Raw genomic sequence first — 20619 nt, forward strand, 5'->3', positions numbered from 1 at the left:
GGCGCCTATCGAGAAGCCGTCAGAGCTTCTCGATAGGCGCCACGCGCAGCATGAGGCGTTTGACGCCGTCGGTGCCGAAGTCGACGGTGATGACCGAGTTACGTCCCTTGTCCTGCACGTCGACGACCTTGCCCATGCCGTAGCGGTCGTGGGTGATGCGGTCGCCGATCGCGAAGTCCTTGACGTCGAGGCCGTTGTCCTTCGTCAGCGACGAGGCCGGCACGCCGTGGCCGGACGACGCGGACTTCGGCGTGACGCGACGCGTCGTGACCTTGCCGGAACGCGAGCCGGAACCGGAACCGTACGAGGAGGAACCGTACCGGGAGCCGGATGAACCACCGTACGTGGACGAGCCGTAGGCCGAGCCGCGACGCGACGAACCGGACGAACCGCGCGAACCCGATCCGTACGAGGAGGAACCATACGAGCGGGAGCCGGAGCCGTACGACGAACCGCCGTAGGAGCCCCCGCCGTACGAGCGCGAACCGGAACCGTAGGATGACGACCCGTAGGAGCCGCCGAAGGTCGGGCCGGACGAGGGCATGCCGTCGTCCCATCCGCCGAACTCGTCGTCGTCCCAGCTGGAGCGCATGCGTTCGACGCCGGCCTCGCGGCGCTTCCAGTCGATGAGGTTCTCGGGGATCTCGTCGAGGAACTGGCTGGGCATCATGTCGGCCGCCTGACCCCATTGGGCGCGCACGGCGGCGCGCGTCACGTACAGGCGGCGCTTGGCGCGCGTGATGCCCACGTAGGCGAGACGGCGCTCCTCCTGCAGTTCGCTCGTGTCCTCCATGGAACGCGAATGCGGGAACGTGCCCTGCTCCATGCCCGTCAGGAACACGACCGGGTATTCGAGGCCCTTCGCCGTGTGCAGGGTCATCAGCGTGACCTTGCCGGAATCCTCGTTCTCGCCGGGCAGCTGGTCGGAGTCGGCGACGAGCGCCGTGGTCTCGAGGAATCCGGCGAGCGTGGCGTCCGGGGTCTTCTGCTCGAATTCGGCGGCGGTGGACTGCAGCTGGGAGAGGTTCTCGACGCGCGACTCGTCCTGCGGGTCGGTGGACTTGCGCAGCTCCTCGAGCAGTCCGGATTTCTCCAGCACCTCGGCGACGATCTCGCTCGGCTTGGTCTCGTTGGCGCGCGCGAACGCGGACAGTCCGCCCATGAGGTCGCGGAACGCGTGCAGCTGCTTGAGCGTCCGGGTGGGGATGCCCTCGATCTCGTCCATGTGCATGAGGCCGGCGAAGAAGCTCGCCCCGTGCGCCCGCGCGTAGTCGAGGATGATGCCTTCGGCGCGCGCGCCGAGCCCGCGCTTGGGCACGTTGAGGATGCGCCTCAGGTTCACGTCGTCGTTCGGGTTGACGATGGCCTGCAGGTAGGCCATCGCGTCCTTGACCTCGCGGCGCTCGTAGAACTTGGTGCCGCCGACCAGCTGGTACGGCAGTCCCGCGTTGATGAGCGCCTCCTCAAGGGAGCGGGACTGCGCGTTGGCGCGGTACATGACGGCCATGTCCGAGTAGGCGATGGCCTCCTCGGCGTGCAGTCGGGCGATCTCGCCGGCGACCCACTGCGCCTCCTGCTGCGCGTTGTCGGCCGCGTAGCCGACGATCGGCTCGCCCTTGCCGAGCGCCGTCCACAGCTTCTTCGGCTTGCGCCCCTCGTTGTTGGAGATGACGGCGTTCGCCGCGTCGAGGATGGTCTGCGTGGAACGGTAGTTCTGTTCGAGCATGATGGTCTTCGCGTCGGGGAAGTCCTGCTCGAAGTCCTGGATGTTGCGGATGTCGGCGCCGCGGAACGCGTAGATCGACTGGTCGGAGTCGCCCACCACGGTGATCCACGCCGGCCCCTGCCGCCCGGCGGTCGCCTCGTGCGGCGGGACGGCGGGCGCGACGGCCTTCCCCTCCCCCGCGTCGACGCCGGCGAGTTCGCGCACGAGCACGTACTGCGCGTGGTTGGTGTCCTGGTACTCGTCGACGAGGATGTAGCGGAAGCGGTGGTGGTAGTACTCGGCGACGTCCGGATGGTCGCGCAGCAGTTCGACGGTGCGCACGATGAGGTCGTCGAAGTCGACGGCGTTGGCGAGCGCGAGCCGGTGCTGGTATTCGGCGTAGACGACCGCGTACAGCGCTTCGATGTCGCCGACGGTGCCGATCTTGTAGCCGCGCTGGCCGGGTTTGAAGTCGGGCGCGTACTGGGCGAGCTGCGTTTGGACGCCGATGAGCTGGTTCTTGTAGTCGGAAATGCGTCCGAGGATGGAGCGCGGCGTGTAGCGTTTGACGTCGATGTTGAATTCGGTGGCGATGATCTTGACGAGACGTTCGGAGTCGGCGGAGTCGTAGATGGAGAATCCGCTGTTGAGTCCGATGGCCTTGCCGTCGCGTCGCAGGATGCGCACGCATGCGGAGTGGAAGGTGGACACCCACATGCGTTGGGCGACGGGTCCGATGAGCGTTTCGAGGCGTTCGCGCATCTCGGCGGCGGCCTTGTTGGTGAAGGTGATGGCGAGGATCTGGCTGGGCCATGCGCCGAACCGGCTCAGGATCCATGCGATGCGTCGGGTGAGCACGCGGGTCTTGCCCGATCCGGCGCCTGCGCCGATGAGCAGCGCGGGCCCGCGGTACTGCACGGCCTGCGACTGCTGCGGGTTGAGGTCGCCGACGAGCTCGTCGGCGCTTCTTGCGATGACGTCCGGATCCTGCTGCACGTTGCTCCCTTTGTCGTCTGGTGATGTCGTCCGATTGGTTCCTCCGGAGGACGCACGCCCCCTGTTTTCGGCCATCCATGTCTACCACATGCCGTCGTCGTGCGGGCGGGGTGCGCCGGTCATGCGCGCGGCGTAGACTGTCGGTTCAATCATCCGTTACCCGTTATTCATCCAAAGGGGTTGTATGAAGGAACTCGAGGAGCGTATCCGCAGGGAAGGCACGGTCAAGCCGGGCGACGTGCTGAAGGTGGACGCCTTTCTGAACCACCAGTGCGACGTGACCCTGTTCGACCACATGGGTGCCGCGTGGGCCGAGCATTTCGCAGGCCGCACGATCACGAAGATCCTCACGATCGAGGCGTCGGGCATCGGCATCGCCTGCGTCGCCGCCCGTCATTTCGGCGGCGTGCCGGTCGTGTTCGCGAAGAAGGCGCAGTCCATCAACCTGGACGGCGACCAGTACACGACCACCGTCTACTCCTTCACGAAGCAGAAGGAGTTCCCGGTGATCGTCGCGAAGAAGTATCTCAACGCGGGCGACCATGTGCTGCTCATCGACGACTTCCTGGCGAACGGCAAGGCGCTGCGCGGCCTGATCGACCTGTGCGAGTCGGCCGGCGCGGTGGTCGAGGGCATCGGCATCGCGGTGGAGAAGGGCTTCCAGGGCGGCGGCGACAAGCTGCGCGCGGAGGGGTACGACGTGGACTCCCTCGCGATCGTCGAGAGCATGGACGCCGAGACCGGCGACATCGAGTTCCGTCGCTGACCGTACGATGACGGTGTGATCGCGCCCTCCCCTTGGCGGCTCCGCCTCGGGGAGGGCCGTTCATGTCGCAAGGATTCAAGAGAGGACATCATGGAAGAGAAGAAGAACGTCGGGAAGGCCGGCATCTCGATGGAGGCGCTGACCTCCCTCGACGCGCCGGTCTCCTTCTGGAAGGGCATCCCGTTCGGCCTGCAGCATGTGATGGCGATGTTCGTCGCGAACCTCGCCCCGATCTTCATCGTCGCCTCGGCGGCGAAGATGAGCGCCGCCCAGTCGGCGGCCGTCATCCAGGCGGGCCTGCTGGTGGCGGGTCTCGGCACCTGCCTGCAGCTGTACGGCGCGTGGCGCATCGGCTCGCGTCTGCCGATGGTGACGGGCATCTCGTTCACGTACGTGGCGGCGGCGGTCGCGATCTGCGCGGACAAGGGCTACGGCGCGGTCGTCGGCGCGGTCATGGTCGGCGGCCTGCTGGAGCTGGTGCTCGGCCTGACCGCGAAGTACTGGCGTCGTTTCGTGCCGCCGATCGTCTCGGCGATCGTCGTCACGTCGATCGGCTTCTCGCTGCTCAACGTGGGCGCGACGAGCTTCGGCGGCGGCAGCGGCGCGAAGGACTTCGGCTCCTGGCAGAACCTCACGCTGGGTCTGATCTCGCTGGTCGCCTGCCTCGCGTTCCAGCTGCTGATGAAGGGCACGGCGAAGCAGCTGTCCGTGCTGTTCGGCCTGGTCGTCGGCTATGTGGCGGCCATCTGCATGGGCAAGGTCGACTTCTCCGGCTTCCAGCATCTCGCCATCGTCTCCGTGCCGCAGTTCATGCCGTTCAAGCCGGTGTTCGACTGGGGCGCGATCATCTCCCTCGGCCTGCTGTACGTGGTCTCCTCGGTCGAGGTGCTCGGCGACACGGCCGCGCTCACCAAGGTCGGCCTGAACCGTCTTCCCACGGAGAAGGAGACGGCGGGCGCGATCGCCGGCGACGGCCTGATCTCCTCCGTGTCCGGCCTGTTCGGCTGCCTGCCGCTCACCTCGTTCGCGCAGAACATCGGCCTGGTCGCGATGACGAAGGTCGTCAACCGCAAGGTGATTCTCTCCGGCGGCCTGATCCTCGTGGTGGCGAGCTTCGTGCCGGCCATCGCCGAGGTGTTCAACTCGCTGCCGCAGGCGGTGCTCGGCGGCTGCACGATCATGATGTTCGGCAACATCATCCTGTCCGGCTTCCAGATGATCGCGGAGGCGGGCTTCACGCAGCGCAACATCACGATCGCCGCGCTGAGCCTGACGATCGGCATCGGCTTCACGCAGGTGAGCGACATCTTCGACCAGTTCCCGGCGCTGTTCCAGCAGATCTTCGCCTCGAACTGCATCGCCGTCGCGTTCGTCGTGGCCGTAATCCTCAACGCCGTCCTGCCGAGCGAGGAGCATTTCCTCTCCGCGCCGAAGGAGCAGGCGGACGCCGAGTGACGGCGACGGCCTGAGCCCGGACAAGGGCCGACGGCCGTATGACGAAGGGCGGGGTCCCGAACCATATTTCGGTTCAGGACCCCGCCCTTTTGCGTATTCGGCTGGCGTGCGTGACCATGCCGGCGCTGAGTCGTGTGCTACTCCTCCTCCACATCCGCCACCTGACGGCGCAGGACGAGGAATCCTATCGCCCCGGCGAGGATCGACGCGGCGAGAATCGCGGTCTTCGCGATCGCCGCGGTCTGCATGTCCGTGAACGAGAGGTTCGTCACGAAGATCGCCATCGTGAATCCGACGCCTCCCAGAATGGACACGCCGGCGATATGCCCCCATCTGACGCCGTCCGGCAGTCCGGAGACGCCGAGGCGCACGGTCGCCCACGTGGCGAGGAAGATGCCGAGCGGCTTGCCGACGAACAGGCCGAGGAACACGCCGATCGCGACCGGGCTGGTCACGATCTCGCCCACGGACATGCCGTGCAGCACGACGCCGGCGTTCGAGAACGCGAACAGGGGCAGCACGAAGAAGTAGACGAACGTGTGCAGACCGTTCTCCAACCGGATGGTCGGCGGGATCGTGGCGCTGGAGACGCGCCGGATCGACTCCACCTCGCGCAGGTACTCCTTCTGCGCGATGTCCGGCTCGCCAGGATCGTAACGGTCCTCGGCGGAGCGCACGCGCTTCGCGAACCATGCGCCCACACGGTCGAGCTTGATCTCGGATCGGGCGGGGACGGCGAGCGCGAGCATCACGCCGGCGAGCGTGGCGTGCACGCCGGAGAACAGCACGCACACCCACATGACGAATCCGACGGCGAGGTAGGGCGGCAGGTCGTGGATGTGGAGCCGGTTGAACGCGAACAGGACGGCGAGCATGACGAGCGCGGCGATCAGCCACGGCAGGTTCAGGTCGGACGTGTAGAACAGGGCGATCACGCCGATGGCGATCATGTCGTCGGCGATGGTGAGCGTGGACAGGTAGGCGCGCAGGCCCGCGGGCACGCGGCTGCCGAGCAGGGCGAGCAGGCCGAGGCAGAAGGCGATGTCGTTGGCCATGGGCACGCCCCAGCCTCCCGCGTGTTCGCCACCCATGTTGACCGCGAGGTAGACGAGGGCGGGAAGGATCGCGCCGCCGGCCGCGGCGACGATCGGCAGGACGGCCTTGCGAGGTTCGGTGAGTTCGCCGGCGCGCATCTCGTGTTTGATCTCCAGTCCGACCATGAGGAAGAACAGGGCCATGAGGAAATCGTTGATGAAGTGTTCGAGGCTGATGTTCGCGTGGAGCGGGCCGATGGAGAACGCGAGGTGCACGGAATGCCAGAATTCGTTGAAGTACGGCAACGCGGGTGTGTTCTCGATGAGGAACGCGACGAGCGCGGCGCCGACCATGAGCATGGTGGCGCGTGTGGACGAGTGGGTGAACCGGATGAGGCGGCGTTTGCCCTTGTGTATCCTGACGGCGCCCGGTTCGAGGATGCCCTCGTGGATCGGAGGGTGCGAGGTCATGTGAGGCTCCTGACTGCTTGAATGAATGGAGTCGGCCGCCCGGTATGGCTGGTCATGCCCGTCATGCGCGGCCGCGAGGATTCAACCTCCGTATTTTACCGGACTCCCCCAAACATCCCTCCGCCGCCCGCGAAACCGCGTCGGCCGCCGTCGCTCCGGCCCCGCTCCGGCCCCGCGCCGGCTCCGACGGCGATGATGTATGTTGGTGTGTGGGCGGAAGGAGCGTCTTCCGCGCCATGAACCACGACAGCGAGGGGGCTCCATGCGCATCTACAACTTCACCGACAACGACGACGTCGCCATCGTCGCGAGGCAGGGGCCGTTCCAGGTCATCGAATGGAAGCGGGACCTGTCCGTCGACTACGGGGGCGCGGCGGGCGCGTATTTCGCGTCCGAGATGAACGTGCGCCGCCGTCAGGTGGTGTGCACGCTCGACGGCAAGACCGGCATCACCGTGCAGGCCGGCGCGATGCAGTGGACCGCCGGCCACATCCAGGCCACGACGGGAGTCAAGGGCGTAGGCGACTTCATCGGCAAGATGGCGCGCGGCGCGGTGACCAAGGAGTCCGCTGTCAAACCCGAATACCAGGGCATCGGCACGCTGGTGCTCGAACCCACGTACCGTCACATCCTGCTCATCGACCCGGCGGCGCAGATGGGCGGTTCGATGACGGTCAACGACGGCCTGTTCTACGCATGCGAGTCGACCGTGCGGCAGCGCGCGGTGATGGTGTCGCGTCCGAGCGCGATGGTCGCCGGCGGCGAGGGACTGTTCAACCTCGCGCTCGAGGGGCAGGGCACGGTCGCGTTGGAGTCCCCCGTCCCCGCGTCCGAGCTCATCACCGTCGATCTGGAGAACGACGAGTTGAAGATCGACGGGAATTTCGCCATCGCGTGGACCAGCGGGCTGCAGTTCACGGTGGAACGCTCCGGCAAGACGCTGATCGGCTCCGCCGCGAGCGGCGAAGGCCTGGTGAACGTGTACCGTGGCGTCGGCCGCGTGCTGCTCGCCCCGGTCTCCGGCCCCACGTTCAACATCAACGCCGGTACCGGCACCGTGTGAAAGGAAACACCATGACGGAAGGTAAGGAAGGCAACGCATCCGCATCCGACAGGCCGCGCGTCTACCCGGAGGTGGGCGCGGCCCTGCTCAGGGCGCGCAGGGAGTCGGGGATGACCCAGCAGCAGCTGGCCGACGCGACCGGCGTCTCGCGCATCACCATCCAACGCATCGAGCAGGCGCACATCAACCCGTCGTTCAAGACGCTGGAGGCGCTCGCGCACGGCATGGGCCGCACGCTCACCATCAGCTTCGACGCGTGAATTCCGGGTGAACGCCCGGCGGCGAGAAGGCGCGGAGACGCCGGAGCCGGCCGGGCATACGGCACAATGGTGGCAAGGAGGCCCGCCATGGTCGATGACTACACCGCGAAGATGACCGAGCTGATCGGTCTGATGCGTCTGATCGGCAACGACACGCAGCAGTGCGAGGTCAAGGAGTGCGCGCGGCGCATCTCCTCGACGATCACGGACACGTTGTCCGCGTTCTCGAACGGCTCGGGCGGCTGGATCATCCTCGGCCTGAGCGAGCGCAACGGGTTCACGCCGGTCGAGGGGTTCAACGCGCGCGCCATGCAGGAGGCGTTGAGCCAGGCGTGCGAGAAGATGACGCCGGTCGTGCGCCCGGTGATCGTCACCTGCCCGTTCGAGGGCGCGAACCTCGTGTTCGCCCGCATCGACGAGATGATCCCCCGCGACAAGCCCTGCTTCATCACCGAACGGGGACCCTACGGCGGCTCCTACATCCGCACCGGCGACGGCGACCGGCATATGACCTCCTATGAGGTGGACCGGCTCATCGAGGAGCATCTGCAGCCCACCTACGATCTGGACGTCGTGCCGCACGCCACGCCCGACGATCTCGATCCCGGGCTCGTCGCCGGATTGCTCGCCCGTGTCAGGCAACAGCACCCGCATGTGTTCGCCGATCGCGGCGACACCGACATGCTGCTCGATCTGGAGGTGCTGCGCCATGACGATTCCGATGTCAGGGCGGTGGGCGGCGTGCTGCGGCCCACGCTCGCCGGACTGCTCGCGCTCGGCCGCTACCCGCAGAAATACTATCCGCGTCTGAGCGTCTCGATCGCCGTGTTCCCGGGGACGAGCCGCGACGACGTGTTCCGCGGGGACGAGCGGCTCGTCGCCTCGCAGACCATCGTGGGGCCGATCCCGGTGATGATCGACGACGCGGTCGACGCGCTCATGCATTGGATCGGCGCGAAGAAACCCGACTATCCGCCCGTCGTGCTGCGCGAGGCGATCGCGAACGCGCTCACCCACCGCGACTACTCCCCCGACGCCCGGGGCACGCAGGTCAACATCAACGTGTTCACCGACCGCATCGAGATCACGAACCCCGGCGGCCTGTACGGCACGGTGACACATGACGTGCTCGCCAACCCCCATCCGGTCACGGGCGTGCCGTTCGTCTCCACCCGCAACCAATTCCTGTTCACGCTGCTCGAATCCACCCCCTATCCGGGCGGCGGCTACGTGAACCCGGAAGGCGGCGACGGCTACCAGCGCATCGCCGCCACATTGCGCGAGGCGGGCATCGAGCCGGCGACGACGCGCAACACGATCAACACGTTCACGATGACGATCACCAGGCACCGGACCGCCGTGGCCGGAACCCCCAGCGACATCGCCAAGGCGATCACGGGCGTGCTGGAACGTCATTCGGCGATGAGCCTCCGGGAGATCCTGCACGAGCTGCAGCTGACGCCGCTGGCGGTGACCACCGGCATGCGCGAACTGCTGCGCGAGGGCCGGGTCACCAAGGTGCGCCTGCGCGACGACCCGACCCAACGCTACCGGTTGGCGAGTGTCTGACCCGGAAACTCCCGCGCAGCCGTCGGCCCGCCGCGCAGCCGGCGCGTCACATGAACACAAACCAGGATGCCGCGTCCCACCAGATCCTCGTCGGCATGTTCATGCCGGAGGCGAACTGTTTGAGGAACAGGAACAGGAACGCAGCCACGACGCATGCCGTGAGCGAGCCGAACACGAGCCGACGCGCCACGCCGCGCCACCCGTCCGCACCGTCGGAACCGTCTATGGCGGCGAACGCGACCGTCCTCTCCGCCGGCCCGTTCGCCGCGCCGTCGATCGTGTAGAGCAGCACGAGCACGGCGGTCATGAGCATGAAGCCGAAGTCGATCTCGTAGCGGAAGTCGACGCCGGTGATGCGCGCGTCGATGACGAACGTGGCGGCGAACGCGCCCAACGCCCCGATGACGAGCCTCGTAGCGGCGATGCGCCGGAGCGCGAACCTCCATACGGTCATGGTGAACAGCAGCAGCGCGAACGGCGCGGCGGTGAACAGCCATCCGCCGAACATCGGGTGTTCGCTGCGCCACGTGGTCAACGGCACGGTCTGCGGCTGGACGAACGGGAAGTGCGCGTTGAGGTTCGGCGGCTGGAACAGGTATTGGAACACGAAGGAGAAGTATTGGGTCAACGGCGCGTGCGCGTGCGTCATGTCGTAACCGGTGAGATTGTATTTCGCGCCGAAGTCGGTGAGCTTGCCGAACCGCGCCTGGTTGTAGGCGAACTGCGGCAGGAAGACGACGAGATAGGGGACGACCGCGCACGCCCATACGCGCGTCTCGTGGGCCGCCGCCCGCGCGTCATGCAGCCCGCGCGTCCACAGGCCGCGGATCTCGTCGGCGAACAGCGGGATCGCGACGAACGTGGCGAGGATGACCTGCGGCCGGCAGGCGATGGTCAACGCCATGCACGCCGATCCCGCGGAGAGCAGCGGCAGATGCCGCTCCAGGCCGCGCAGTTTCGCCTCGATCCACAGGGCGAGCCCGAGCGAGGCGAACCCCACGGCCGTCTCCTGCGGAATCTGGTAGAACAGGCCGAGCTGGACGAGCATGGCGATGCCGTTGCCGAACATCATGGCGGTCATGCCGAGCAGCGTGGCGCCGAGGGAGACCGGCCTGCGCCGCGCGACGAGTCGGGCGAGCTGGACGGCGAGCAGCGCGGTCGCGAGCGAGGCGAACGAGACGGCGACGGCGACGCCCGCGTTGGTGGGCAGCCGCATGCCGGTGACAACCTTGAACGGGGCGAACAGGAGCAACGCGGGCAGTACACCGAAGTACGAGTAGTACCGTCCGTCGTGGAAGGCCACGTCGAAGTAGACGGGCGTGTCCGGGTTGTTCAACGCGGTCATCGTGCGCATGCGCGTGTCGTACGGGTTGTCCATGGCGGCGAGCGCCGTGTTGACCGGATAGTCGAGCCAAGTCCGTCCGTGGAGGATCGCGTCGGCGAGCCGCTGGTATTGGTCGGTCGCCTGGTAGGAGGCGAAGAAATCCCAGTACACGGGGTCGGGGCTCTCCTGCGGTGCGGCCATGGCGAACAGGGCGAGCGGCAGTATGCAGGTGAGCGCGGCGCATGCGATGACGGGCATGCGGCGATCGCGCCTGCGCAGGTCCAGTCTCATACGGTAGAGCGGCGAGGATGGGCGGAATATGATGACGAGCAGCGCGGCGAGGATCTCGACGATGAGGCGGATCGGGCTGAAGCGTAGCGGCACCCGCGGGTTGACGGTGATCGTGTTGTATGGGATGACCGAGCCCTTGTCCATCTGGTAGCGCAGGCGCACGTGCGTCGTCCCATCGCCGATCCGCTGGTAGCGGGAGTGTTCGGCCGACGGCGAATAGCCGACGTCGGCGTTCGCATCGTACCAGCCGGAGTCGGTCTCCTTCATCGTGGACACCTGCCAGCGCACGTCGTCGCCCTGCCGCGGGCGTTCGGAGGCGGCGTGGTCGATGTACAGGTAGTCGATCTTCTCGTCGGAGGAGATGTCGCGCCAGGCGTGTTCCGGATCGGTGACGACGGCGACGCCGCCGCGTTCGATGACAAGCCCGTTGCCGACGCCGTCGTCGTGCGCCTGCCGCGGCGTCGCGCCGAGCGTCTGCCAGAACGGCAGATTGAACACGAACAGTTCGAGCGTGACGATCACGATGGCCGCGACGGCGCAGGGCACCGTCCACGGCGAGAACCGGAATGACCGGAATGGCCGGAGTACGGAACGTCGGGAATCCGGCATCGGGCTCACCGCTCGCCTCCCTTCGCGCCGAGACGGTCCGTCGGCGTACCGGAGTCCGGGCCGTCGCCGTCGTCACCGCCATTCGTCACGTCACCGGCGTCACCGTCGCCGCCGTCGTCCCCGTCCGCCCACAGGCGGCGGGAGGCCGGCGCATACGCGATCTCCTTGACGCGTTCCAGCTCGTCCTCCTCGAGCTTGCGCTGGGTGCGCAGCACTTCGGAGACGATGAGCAGCAGCAGGGAGACGACCATCCAGATGAAGAACATGACGCCGAGCAGCAGCGACTGCATGTGGCCGCGCCCCTGTCCGGCGAAGAAGAACGCGAGATAGCGCATGAAGACGACGAGGGCGGCGATGCCGGGCAGGATCGCGGACCAGGTGAACACCGAATGCGCCCGGAACATGAGGAAGCTGCGCACGATCGCGCCGGCGGACTTGCCCATGTGCTCGAAGATGTTGTGGAACAGTCGCGAGCTGCGCGTCTTCGGATTGGTGACGATCGGCACGGAGGTGATGGCGATGCGCTTGTATCCGGCCTGGATGATCGTCTCCATGCAGTAGCTGAATTCGGTGACGATGTTGAGTTGGAGGAGCGAACGTTTCGAATAGGCGCGGAACCCGCTCGCCGCGTCGGGGATGTCCGTGCCGGCGGCGCGGTTGACGACCCATGAGCCGAATCGCTGCATGAGCCGTTTGAACGGGCTGAACTCCCTGATCGTGGCGGTCTGTCGGTCGCCAACGACGATGTCGGCCCGTCCTTCGACGATCGGGCGGACGAGGTCGCCGATGCGTTCGGACGGGTACTGGTTGTCGCCGTCCGTGTTGACGACGATGTCGGCGCCGTGCTTCAGCGCGTAGTCGACGCCGTCGCGGAAGGCGCGCGCCAGTCCCATCGTGCCGTTGTGACGTACGATGTGGCGGATGCCGAGACGCCTGGCGACGGCGACCGTGTCGTCGGTGCATCCGTCGTCGATGATCATCACGTCGAGCCGGTCGACGCCTGGGATGCTCTTCGGCATGCGCGCCATGACCAACGGCAGCGTCTTGGCCTCGTTGAGGCAGGGTATCTGGACGAACACGTGCATCAGTCGCCATCCTTTTCCTTGGTCGCGGATCCGTCGGGATCCTGTGTCCGTTTCGAAAGCATCATCTCAATCCCGCGCACGTCGAGCACGCCGATCCGTACGAGCATGGCCGCGAACGCGCCGTAGACGACCGCGTACACCGCCATGAGCGCGAGGAAGTCCGTCACGGCGAACGCCCGCGAGACCACCGACATGACGATCCACAACGCCGCGTCGCAGCCGAGCGCCACCCACGTGCGACGGTCCATCACGTCGCCGAACCGGCGTCGGACCTCGACGTACGAGACGGTCATGGCGGTGAACGTCGCGGCCATGCTGGAGACGGCGAGCGCCGTGATGCCGTGACGGGTCGTGACGACGAACAACGGCACGACCACGGCGAGGGAGACGAGCGACAGCAGGTCGGAGAAGCGTGTGTCCCGTTCGGCGTTGAGCGTCATGTTGAGGATCACGGTGACGCCCATGAAGAAACTCGAGAACGCGAGGCACGACAGCGCCGGCGCGGCGGCGGCGTAGGCGGGCGAGTAGAACGCGGCGAGCAGGTCGGGCGCGGTGGCGGAGACCGTCGCCGCGATCGGCGCGACGAGGGCGAACGCGAGCAGGAACAGGCCGCGGGCCTTGGCGAGCGCCTCGTCGTGCGCGTCTTCGGCGATCAGGCGCGAGACGACCGGCAGGATGATCACGGCGAACGCCTGCAGCAGGTAGTACGTGGTCTTGCCGAAGTTCATGGCGCCCGTGTAGTATCCGGCCATCCGATCGGGCAGTTCGGCCTTGACGACGAGCGTGTCGACGCTGAGGACCAGCGACGCCATGATGAAGAACAGGGAGAACGAGAGCGTGCCGTGCATGGCGTCGCGCCATCGGAACGGCGTACCGTCACCGGATGGCAGCAGGCTCCATGCGGGCAGGAGCATGGCGAGGCCGATGAGGATGGTCAGGATCATGGCGCCGCAATAGCCGGCCTCGACGCCGATGACCGGTTCGTGCGGGAACACGAGGATGATGAGCGGGATCGTGCCCAGTTTGACGATCGGGTAGAACGTGGAGAGGAACGCGCTGCGGCCGAAGCGTTGGAGCCCGTCGTTGATGCCGAGCATGACGACGTACAGTCCGTTGGCCGGCACGAGGAACGCGGCGTAGCGGAAGTAGCGGTCCAGCGAGTCATCGCCGAGCATGAGGCCGAACAGCGGGGCTCCGGCGAAGTCGATGAGGAAGAACACGGCGATGATGGCCGTCTGCACGGCGAGCGTGCGCACGATCACCTGCCGGCCGTCATGACGGTGGGAGGCGATGTTGCGTGACAGGGATTGCCGGGCGCCGTTGCTGACGAACAGGTATTCGAAGTCGAGCACGGTGATGACCGTGCCGACCACGCCGTAGTCGGCGGGCGAGGCGAAACCGCCGAGGAACCAGTGGATCGCGTATCCGGCGACGAAGAACGCGACGTTGCCAATCAGGTTGAGGACGAGGCCACGTCTCATGCGTCGGTCCTCCCGATGCCGTGCCCCGTGTCACTCGTGTCGCACGCTGTGCCGCGTTCGTCGATGTCGGCCCATAGCCGTTCCGGCGCGGTCATGTCGGCGTGGAGCAGGGCCAGCATCAGCGCGATCGTGACGGGTGCCCACATCATGTAGCGTGTGGCCGTGGGCTTCAACGGGATCGAGATCGCGTTCGGCAGCAGCGAGAGCAGCGACCAGACCAGCGGGATCGCGAACGGCCACCATGAGCGGCGCGGCGACGCCTGCGGGAGGGACGCGGCGCGCTCCCGACGGAGTCCGGCGCGGCCGATGAGGCTGAAGGCGAGGAACAACGGCAGGATGAACGTCCATACCGCGGTGAACGTGGGCAGGTTCAGGATCGGCGTCTCACGCCACGTATCCCAGAGACGGTAGGCGGCCGGACGGTCGACGGCCCGTCGCGGCGACCGTTTCGCCAGCGTGCGGAACGACGGGCTGATCGCGTCGTCGATCTGGAACCACATGGTGTTGCCGGTCGCCTCGTCCGCGTGCCGGGACAACCGTTCCAGGGAGATGCCCCGGTTCGTGGTGTTCAGCGGCGTGCGACGCAGCGAGAACCACCCCGATTCCAAGGCGGCGAATGCGGCCGCGTACGAGTCCGGGTGCCTGAGGCCCATGGCGGCCCAGATGCGCAGGTAGTCGGGCACGGCCGCGGGATCGCGCAGCGAATACTGGATGACCGGGTCGGCGAGATACGGGTTGTAGCGTGACGCCATCCGTTCGAACGGCACATGGTTGACCTTGTCGATGATCCGCCGTTCCCGGTCGGTCACGTCATGGGGATGGTCGAGCGCGTAGCGTGCGGTCATCTGCATGGGCACGACGAGCAGCTGGTTCGCGTCCTCACCGCGCACGCGGAGCGGGCCGCGCACCATCGCGGGGAACGCCACGCCGGCGACGAACGTCACGACGAGCATGCAGGCGAGCGCCGCGAGCCGTCGGCCGCGGCGCGCGCGCAACAGCGGCAGACAGGCCAGGGTGAGGATGACGATGACCAGACCGGTCATCGTGGTGAGCGCGCACAGCGTCGAGACGACGGCGAACCCGATGAGGAACCGTCGTGAATCCAATGCGGCGAGACGCGTGCGCGTCGTTTCAGCGACCATGACGAGCCACGGGATGAGCGCCATCATGTGCAGCGTGTCCTTCACGATCGACATCGTGAAGATGGGGAACGCGGGGAACACGGCGAAGAACAGCAGCATGCAGGCCGCGCCGGTGCGGCCGCATCCGACGCGGCGCGCGTACAGGCATACGCCGGCCAGTTCCGTGCAGGTGACGGCCACCTGAATGGCGAGATAGCAGGCGAGCCCCACACCATAGCCGCCGAGCAGACCCTCCCCCGCCCATGCGGCCGTTCCGAAGACGATGGTGTCCAGCAGCGGATGGTGGGATGAGACCGCGCCCATGGTCCCGTCCGTTGAGACGACGGCGAGGAACTGGGCGATCTGGTCGCCCGTGTCGTACCATATCGTGCCCGGTGCCATCATCACGATGACAGGCGTCCAGCAGACGAGGATGAACGTCGTACAGACCGCCAGTCTCACGGGGGCGCGGAGGGTCTCGAACCGGTCGAACGACGCGTGTGCCCGGGCTGCGAATCGCGTCAGGGGCGAGGGAATACCGTCGACCGCACCTTGGCGACGGCGGGCGGACAGCAGCCGTTCGCCCGCCGTGAACGCCGCGTACAGGACGACGGCGACCGTACACGCCTCCAGCCGGAATCCGCCGTCGAACGGTCCGGCCACGGCGCGCACCGCCATACGGTCGGCGAAGGAGACCGTCAGCCCGCCGGCGGCGCACAGCGCGAGCCGCGCCACGGCCGACGGTCCGATACTCCCCAACACCATGGTTACGACGATAGGCGTGCCGTCATGCCGCTACGTTCCATTTGGCCTAAAGTTCATCCAATGCTGGCGTGCCGGTAACGTCCGCCGTCCCGTGCCGGCGCGGGACGTCTACTTGTGGTAGAGGCTCAGACGCTCGTACTTGGGTTCGCAGCACACGTTGACGCCGAGCTTGCGGTAGAGCGCCTCGTCGGCTGCGGAGATGATGACCGAGAAGAACGCGTCGCAGCCGCGCAATCGCTCCAGTCCGGCGATCACGCGCGCGGCGGTCTCGTCCGTGGCGCTCGTGATGGACAGGGCGATGAGCGTCTCGTCGGAGTGGAGACGACGGTTCACGCTGTTGAGATGCTCGGTCTTGAGACGGCAGATCGGTTCGATCGCCTTGTCGTCGATCACCGGCAGGTCGGCGTCCACGCCGGTGACGGCCTTCAACGCGTTCATGAGCAGCGCGCTGGCGGCGCCGAGCAGCACGCCCGTCTTGCCGGTGACGACGCTCCCGTCGGGCAGGACCATCGCGCCGGCCGGAGCGCCGGTCTCCTTCTCACGGTGCAATGCGGCGGCGCGCGCCGGCGACAGGTCCTCGTCCACGCCCGCCTTCTTCATGATGGAACGCAGACGCTCGATCTGCTCCTCGCCCGCGCCGGTGCGTTTGAAGTTCACGGCGGCGGTGAAGTAGCGGCGCACGATCTCCATGTCCGCGGCCTTACGGCACGCCTCGTCGTCGACGATCGCATAGCCGGCCATGTTGACGCCCATGTCGGTGGGGCTCTGGTACGGGCTCTCCCCCATGATGCGTTCCATCAGCGCCTTGAGCACGGGGAACGCCTCCACGTCGCGGTTGTAGTTGACGGTGGTCTCGCCGTGCGCCTCCAGATGGAACGGGTCGATGATGTTCGCGTCGTCCAGATCGACGGTGGCCGCCTCGTACGCGATGTTCACCGGATGGTTGAGCGGCAGGTTCCAGATCGGGAACGTCTCGAACTTCGCGTAGCCGGCCTCGACGCCGCGCTTGTGCTCATGGTAGAGCTGCGACAGGCAGGTGGCGAGCTTGCCCGAGCCGGGGCCGGGCGCGGTCACGACGACGAGCGGACGGCTGGTCTCGATGTAGTCGTTGCGACCGTAGCCGTCGTCGGAGACGATGCGTTCGATGTCGTGCGGGTAGCCGGGAATCGGATAATGCAGGTAGCAGGTGACGCCGAGGCGCGCGAGCCGACGGCGGTACGCGTCGGCGGCCGGCTGCCCCGCATACTGGGTGAGCACCACGGAACCCACATAGCAGCCGCGCGAGCGGAACACGTCGATGAGCCGCAGCACGTCCTCGTCATAGGTGATGCCGAGGTCGCCGCGCGTCTTCGCCTTCTCAATATGGTTCGCGTTCACGGCGATGACGATCTCCACGTCGTCGGAGAGACTTTCGAGCATGCGGAACTTCACGTCCGGTTCGAATCCGGGCAGCACGCGCGACGCATGATGGTCGTCGAACAGCTTGCCGCCGAATTCGAGATAGAGCTTGCCGCCGAACCGGGCGATGCGCTCCTTGATCCTCGCGGCCTGCAGCTCGATGTACTTGTCGTTGTCGAATCCCTGTCGCATGTCCTGTGGCAACCCTTTCGAACGGCGGAACGGCACGAATCGGCCTGAAATACCGAAACATTGACCACAACAGTATAGACGATGCCATGCGTGCGCCACGAGGACGCGACGCGCGACTACGTAGCCGATCATCCGTTATAATCCCTATGTCGGCCATACGCCCCCTCGAAGAAGAAGGAGACGAGAGTCCCTTGGATGTGTCCTTTGCCTATTTCGTACAGCAGGTGCTGTCGAATCCCGCACTCGCCGTCACAACGTTGCTGACATTGGGCGTGATCTTCGTCAACGGCTGGACGGATGCGCCGAACGCGATCGCCACCTGCGTGACCACGCGGTGCATGCGCGTACGCTCCGCGGTGATCATGGCGGCCGTGTTCAACTTCCTGGGCGTGTTCCTGATGACGCAGCTCAACGCGTCCGTCGCCTCGACGATCAGCAACATGGTCGATTTCGGAGGGGACACGGACGCCGCGCTGATCGCGTTGTGCGCCGCGCTGTTCTCGATCGTCGTCTACAGCGTGGGCGCGTCGATACTGGGCATCCCCACCTCGGAGAGCCACAGTCTCATCGCCGGTCTGACCGGCGCCGCCATCGCCATCCACGGCGGTGTGGACGCCGTCGACATGGGCGAATGGGTGAAGGTGCTGTACGGTTTGGCCGCGAGCCTCCTGTTCGGCTTCGCGATGGGCTGGATCGTGTGCAAGATCGTGACGCTAATCTGCGCCGGGTTCGACCGCCGACGCACGAACGGCTTCTTCACCGGCGCGCAGATCGTGGGCGCCGCCGCGATGAGCTTCATGCACGGCGCGCAGGACGGTCAGAAATTCATCGGCGTGCTGTTCCTCGGCATGGCGTTCTGCAACGGGCAGCCGTCCGTCGCGGGCGTGGTCATCCCCGTGTGGCTGATGATCCTGTGCAGCACGATCATGGGCGTCGGCACCTCGGTGGGCGGCGAGAAGATCATCAAGTCGGTCGGCATGGACATGGTCAAGCTGGAGAAATACCAAGGATTCTCCGCCGACCTGGCCAGCGCATTATGCCTGCTCGTCATGACGGTGCTCGGCATTCCCGTCTCCACCACGCATACGAAGACCAGCGCGATCATGGGCGTCGGCGCCGTACGCCGCCTGTCCGCCATCAACTTCGGCGTGGTGCGCGACATGATGCTCACCTGGGTGTTCACGTTCCCCGGCTGCGGCATCATCAGCTTCATCATGGCGAAACTGTTCATGGTCGTGTTCTAACGATCCCGACCCGTATCCACGGTATGTGCAAAGGAGAGAACCACTCATGGCGAGAAAGAACGACGCCTTCTACTTCGACGGATTCCGCAGGAGCGCGGCCTACGCGTGCGAGGCGGCGCATCTGCTGTCCGACGTGATGCACGGTTTCGATCCGTCGACGCTCGAAGCGCGCACCGATGAGATGCACCGCATCGAACAGGCGGCCGACAAGGTCCGTCACGGCATCATGGACGAGCTGGTGACCGCGTTCATCACACCGTTCGAACGCGAGGACATCGCCGAACTGAGCCATGCGCTCGACGATGTGACGGACAGCATCGAAGGCGTGCTCGACCGCCTGTACTACGACAATGTGACCGATATGCGCGACGACGCCGTCGAGATGACGGATATGATCGTCCGCGCCTGCGAGCAGCTGGAGAAACTCGTCGACGAGCTCCCCCGGTTCAAACGGTCGAAGACGTTGCGCGAACTTGTGTTCGCCATCAACACGATCGAAACCGATGCCGACCATCTGTTCGTCAAGTCGATGCGCACCCTGCACACCACGGGCGGCGATCCGCTGCAGGTGTTCGCCTGGCATGACGTGTACCGCCATCTCGAACAGTGCGCCGACGACTGCGAGAACGCCGCCAACGCCATCGACAACATCGTCATGAAAAACAGCTGACCGGCCCCGTCCGCCCCCGTCCGAAACTCAAGCCAAGACTTCACGCGCCCTCTCCCCTGAGTGGCGCGTGTCTTCTTTGCTCCCCCTGTGACTGTGGTCATGGGGGCCTTCTTTGCTCCCCCTAAAGGGGGAGCTGCCGGTTCGCCGGCTGAGGGGGTTGCCGCGTGGGGCATGCTGAGGGGGTTCGCCGGTGCGTGGTCCGGTGTTCCTCCCGCTGGCGGGAGGTGGCGCGCGCAGCGCGTCGGAGGGTGGTCCGGGTTGCGGGGTCCGGGCGGCCACCCCCACCCGCTTCGCGGGAGCCCCCGCCGGCGGGGGCGAGTGTGTGTGGGTATGCGTGGACCCCCGGGAGCCGTGTGGCTCGACCGGGGGTCCGTTTCACGTGTGGTGCGGCGGCGTGCTACTCTCCCACATCCTCTCGGGTGCAGTACCATCGCCGTGCCAGGTCTTAGCTTCCGGGTTCGGAATGGGACCGGGCGTCTCTCCTGGGCTATGACCGCCGCAAATCTTCAATTATCAGGGACGGGACCATGTGGTTCCGTGATCCTGAACGCTGGTGGTTTGGGGACCGGATGGTGGACGCCTGCTGATTCGTTGTGTCGTGTCGTCACGGTTGCTCCGTGTCGTTCATGATTCGCAGAAGAGGTTGATGCCGTCCCAACCAGGGGTTGGGATGTGTGTGTCGCGCTTCCCCGTTAGTACCGGTCGGCTCCACCCCTCGCGGGGCTTCCACGTCCGGCCTATCGACCACGTGTTCTTCATGGGGGGTCTCAGGAACCGTAGTTCCCTGGGAATACTTATCTTGGAGCGGGCTTCCCGCTTAGATGCTTTCAGCGGTTATCCCTTCCGAACGCAGCCAACCGGCGGTGCCACTGGCGTGACAACCGGCGTACCGGAGGTTCGTCCACCCAGGTCCTCTCGTACTATGGGCAGGTCTCCTCAGTATTCCGACGAGCGCAGAGGATAGAGACCAAACTGTCTCACGACGTTCTGAACCCAGCTCGCGTGCCGCTTTGATCGGCGAACAGCCGAACCCTTGGGACCTGCTCCAGCCCCAGGATGCGACGAGCCGACATCGAGGTGCCAAACCATCCCGTCGATATGGACTCTTGGGAATGATCAG

Annotated in this window: 14 protein-coding genes and 2 rRNA genes; 7 read left to right on the forward strand and 9 right to left on the reverse strand. The window is 66.3% G+C overall.

Features of this window, described 5'->3' with window-relative positions; genetic code table 11:
* Positions 1–19: 19 nt before the first annotated feature.
* Positions 20–2701 (reverse strand): ATP-dependent helicase, encoded by a 2682-nt coding sequence (locus Uis4E_RS10635; RefSeq protein WP_101623107.1) that lies wholly within the window; start codon positions 2699–2701, stop codon positions 20–22.
* Between the two features lie 184 nt (positions 2702–2885).
* On the opposite strand from Uis4E_RS10635, the gene Uis4E_RS10640 reads away from it, so the two are divergent.
* Positions 2886–3467 carry a xanthine phosphoribosyltransferase gene (locus Uis4E_RS10640; RefSeq protein ID WP_101623108.1) on the forward strand — a complete coding sequence of 194 codons (582 nt, stop codon included), beginning with the start codon at positions 2886–2888 and terminating at the stop codon, positions 3465–3467.
* Between the two features lie 90 nt (positions 3468–3557).
* Entirely contained in the window at positions 3558–4922 is a 1365-nt protein-coding gene (locus Uis4E_RS10645; protein ID WP_101623109.1) for a nucleobase:cation symporter-2 family protein, read from the forward strand.
* Positions 4923–5059: 137 nt separating this feature from the next.
* Here the strand turns inward: Uis4E_RS10645 and nhaA are convergent, their stop codons facing one another.
* Positions 5060–6427 carry a Na+/H+ antiporter NhaA gene (nhaA, locus tag Uis4E_RS10650; protein ID WP_101623110.1) on the reverse strand — a complete coding sequence of 456 codons (1368 nt, stop codon included), beginning with the start codon at positions 6425–6427 and terminating at the stop codon, positions 5060–5062.
* Positions 6428–6689: 262 nt separating this feature from the next.
* Here nhaA and Uis4E_RS10655 point away from each other — a divergent pair, with 262 nt between their 5' ends.
* The 3 genes from Uis4E_RS10655 to Uis4E_RS10665 all read left to right on the forward strand — a co-directional run bounded on the left by Uis4E_RS10655 (position 6690) and on the right by Uis4E_RS10665 (position 9319).
* A complete protein-coding gene (locus Uis4E_RS10655) occupies positions 6690–7490 on the forward strand; it encodes an AIM24 family protein (RefSeq protein WP_101623111.1) in 801 nt (266 codons plus the stop codon).
* Between the two features lie 11 nt (positions 7491–7501).
* Entirely contained in the window at positions 7502–7750 is a 249-nt protein-coding gene (locus tag Uis4E_RS10660) for a helix-turn-helix transcriptional regulator (RefSeq protein ID WP_101623112.1), read from the forward strand.
* 87 nt (positions 7751–7837) lie between these two features.
* Positions 7838–9319 carry an ATP-binding protein gene (locus tag Uis4E_RS10665; protein ID WP_101623113.1) on the forward strand — a complete coding sequence of 494 codons (1482 nt, stop codon included), beginning with the start codon at positions 7838–7840 and terminating at the stop codon, positions 9317–9319.
* 46 nt (positions 9320–9365) lie between these two features.
* On the opposite strand, the gene Uis4E_RS10670 is transcribed toward Uis4E_RS10665, so the two are convergent.
* The 5 genes from Uis4E_RS10670 to Uis4E_RS10690 all read right to left on the reverse strand — a co-directional run bounded on the left by Uis4E_RS10670 (position 9366) and on the right by Uis4E_RS10690 (position 17585).
* Positions 9366–11480 (reverse strand): hypothetical protein, encoded by a 2115-nt coding sequence (locus Uis4E_RS10670; RefSeq protein WP_133125457.1) that lies wholly within the window; start codon positions 11478–11480, stop codon positions 9366–9368.
* A 68-nt stretch (positions 11481–11548) separates the two neighbouring features.
* Entirely contained in the window at positions 11549–12628 is a 1080-nt protein-coding gene (locus tag Uis4E_RS10675) for a glycosyltransferase family 2 protein (RefSeq protein ID WP_101623115.1), read from the reverse strand.
* Positions 12628–14109, reverse strand: a complete 1482-nt coding sequence (locus Uis4E_RS10680; RefSeq protein WP_101623116.1) for a lipopolysaccharide biosynthesis protein — start codon at positions 14107–14109, stop codon at positions 12628–12630. Before Uis4E_RS10680 ends, Uis4E_RS10675 begins: the two co-directional genes overlap by 1 nt.
* Entirely contained in the window at positions 14106–15995 is a 1890-nt protein-coding gene (locus Uis4E_RS10685; RefSeq protein ID WP_133125458.1) for a DUF6020 family protein, read from the reverse strand. The genes Uis4E_RS10680 and Uis4E_RS10685 overlap by 4 nt, the downstream gene beginning before the upstream one ends.
* Before the next feature lie 108 nt (positions 15996–16103).
* The gene (locus Uis4E_RS10690) at positions 16104–17585 is read right to left on the reverse strand and encodes a DUF1846 domain-containing protein (protein ID WP_101623118.1); all 1482 of its coding nucleotides are present in this window, start codon (positions 17583–17585) and stop codon (positions 16104–16106) included.
* A gap of 191 nt (positions 17586–17776) precedes the next feature.
* On the opposite strand from Uis4E_RS10690, the gene Uis4E_RS10695 reads away from it, so the two are divergent.
* Together Uis4E_RS10695 and Uis4E_RS10700 are read left to right on the forward strand one after the other, a co-directional pair.
* Positions 17777–18829, forward strand: coding sequence for an inorganic phosphate transporter (locus Uis4E_RS10695; protein WP_101623119.1), 1053 nt, complete (start codon positions 17777–17779; stop codon positions 18827–18829).
* Positions 18830–18875: 46 nt separating this feature from the next.
* The gene (locus Uis4E_RS10700) at positions 18876–19499 is read left to right on the forward strand and encodes a DUF47 domain-containing protein (RefSeq protein ID WP_101623120.1); all 624 of its coding nucleotides are present in this window, start codon (positions 18876–18878) and stop codon (positions 19497–19499) included.
* A 384-nt stretch (positions 19500–19883) separates the two neighbouring features.
* Here the strand turns inward: Uis4E_RS10700 and rrf are convergent.
* Positions 19884–20000, reverse strand: a 5S ribosomal RNA gene (rrf, locus tag Uis4E_RS10705).
* 171 nt (positions 20001–20171) lie between these two features.
* A 23S ribosomal RNA gene (locus Uis4E_RS10710) occupies positions 20172–20619 on the reverse strand; the annotation flags it as partial.

The sequence above is a fragment of the Bifidobacterium parmae genome, assembly GCF_002860365.1.
GTDB lineage: Bacteria > Actinomycetota > Actinomycetes > Actinomycetales > Bifidobacteriaceae > Bifidobacterium > Bifidobacterium parmae.

Coding starts and splice junctions, on each gene's coding strand:
- Uis4E_RS10640 (WP_101623108.1), top strand. CDS start 2,886: ATGAAGGAACTCGAGGAGCGTATCCGCAGGGAAGGCACGGTCAAGCCG.
- Uis4E_RS10645 (WP_101623109.1), top strand. CDS start 3,558: ATGGAAGAGAAGAAGAACGTCGGGAAGGCCGGCATCTCGATGGAGGCG.
- nhaA (WP_101623110.1), bottom strand. CDS start 6,427: ATGACCTCGCACCCTCCGATCCACGAGGGCATCCTCGAACCGGGCGCC.
- Uis4E_RS10655 (WP_101623111.1), top strand. CDS start 6,690: ATGCGCATCTACAACTTCACCGACAACGACGACGTCGCCATCGTCGCG.
- Uis4E_RS10660 (WP_101623112.1), top strand. CDS start 7,502: ATGACGGAAGGTAAGGAAGGCAACGCATCCGCATCCGACAGGCCGCGC.
- Uis4E_RS10665 (WP_101623113.1), top strand. CDS start 7,838: ATGGTCGATGACTACACCGCGAAGATGACCGAGCTGATCGGTCTGATG.
- Uis4E_RS10675 (WP_101623115.1), bottom strand. CDS start 12,628: ATGCACGTGTTCGTCCAGATACCCTGCCTCAACGAGGCCAAGACGCTG.
- Uis4E_RS10680 (WP_101623116.1), bottom strand. CDS start 14,109: ATGAGACGTGGCCTCGTCCTCAACCTGATTGGCAACGTCGCGTTCTTC.
- Uis4E_RS10685 (WP_133125458.1), bottom strand. CDS start 15,995: ATGGTGTTGGGGAGTATCGGACCGTCGGCCGTGGCGCGGCTCGCGCTG.
- Uis4E_RS10690 (WP_101623118.1), bottom strand. CDS start 17,585: ATGCGACAGGGATTCGACAACGACAAGTACATCGAGCTGCAGGCCGCG.
- Uis4E_RS10700 (WP_101623120.1), top strand. CDS start 18,876: ATGGCGAGAAAGAACGACGCCTTCTACTTCGACGGATTCCGCAGGAGC.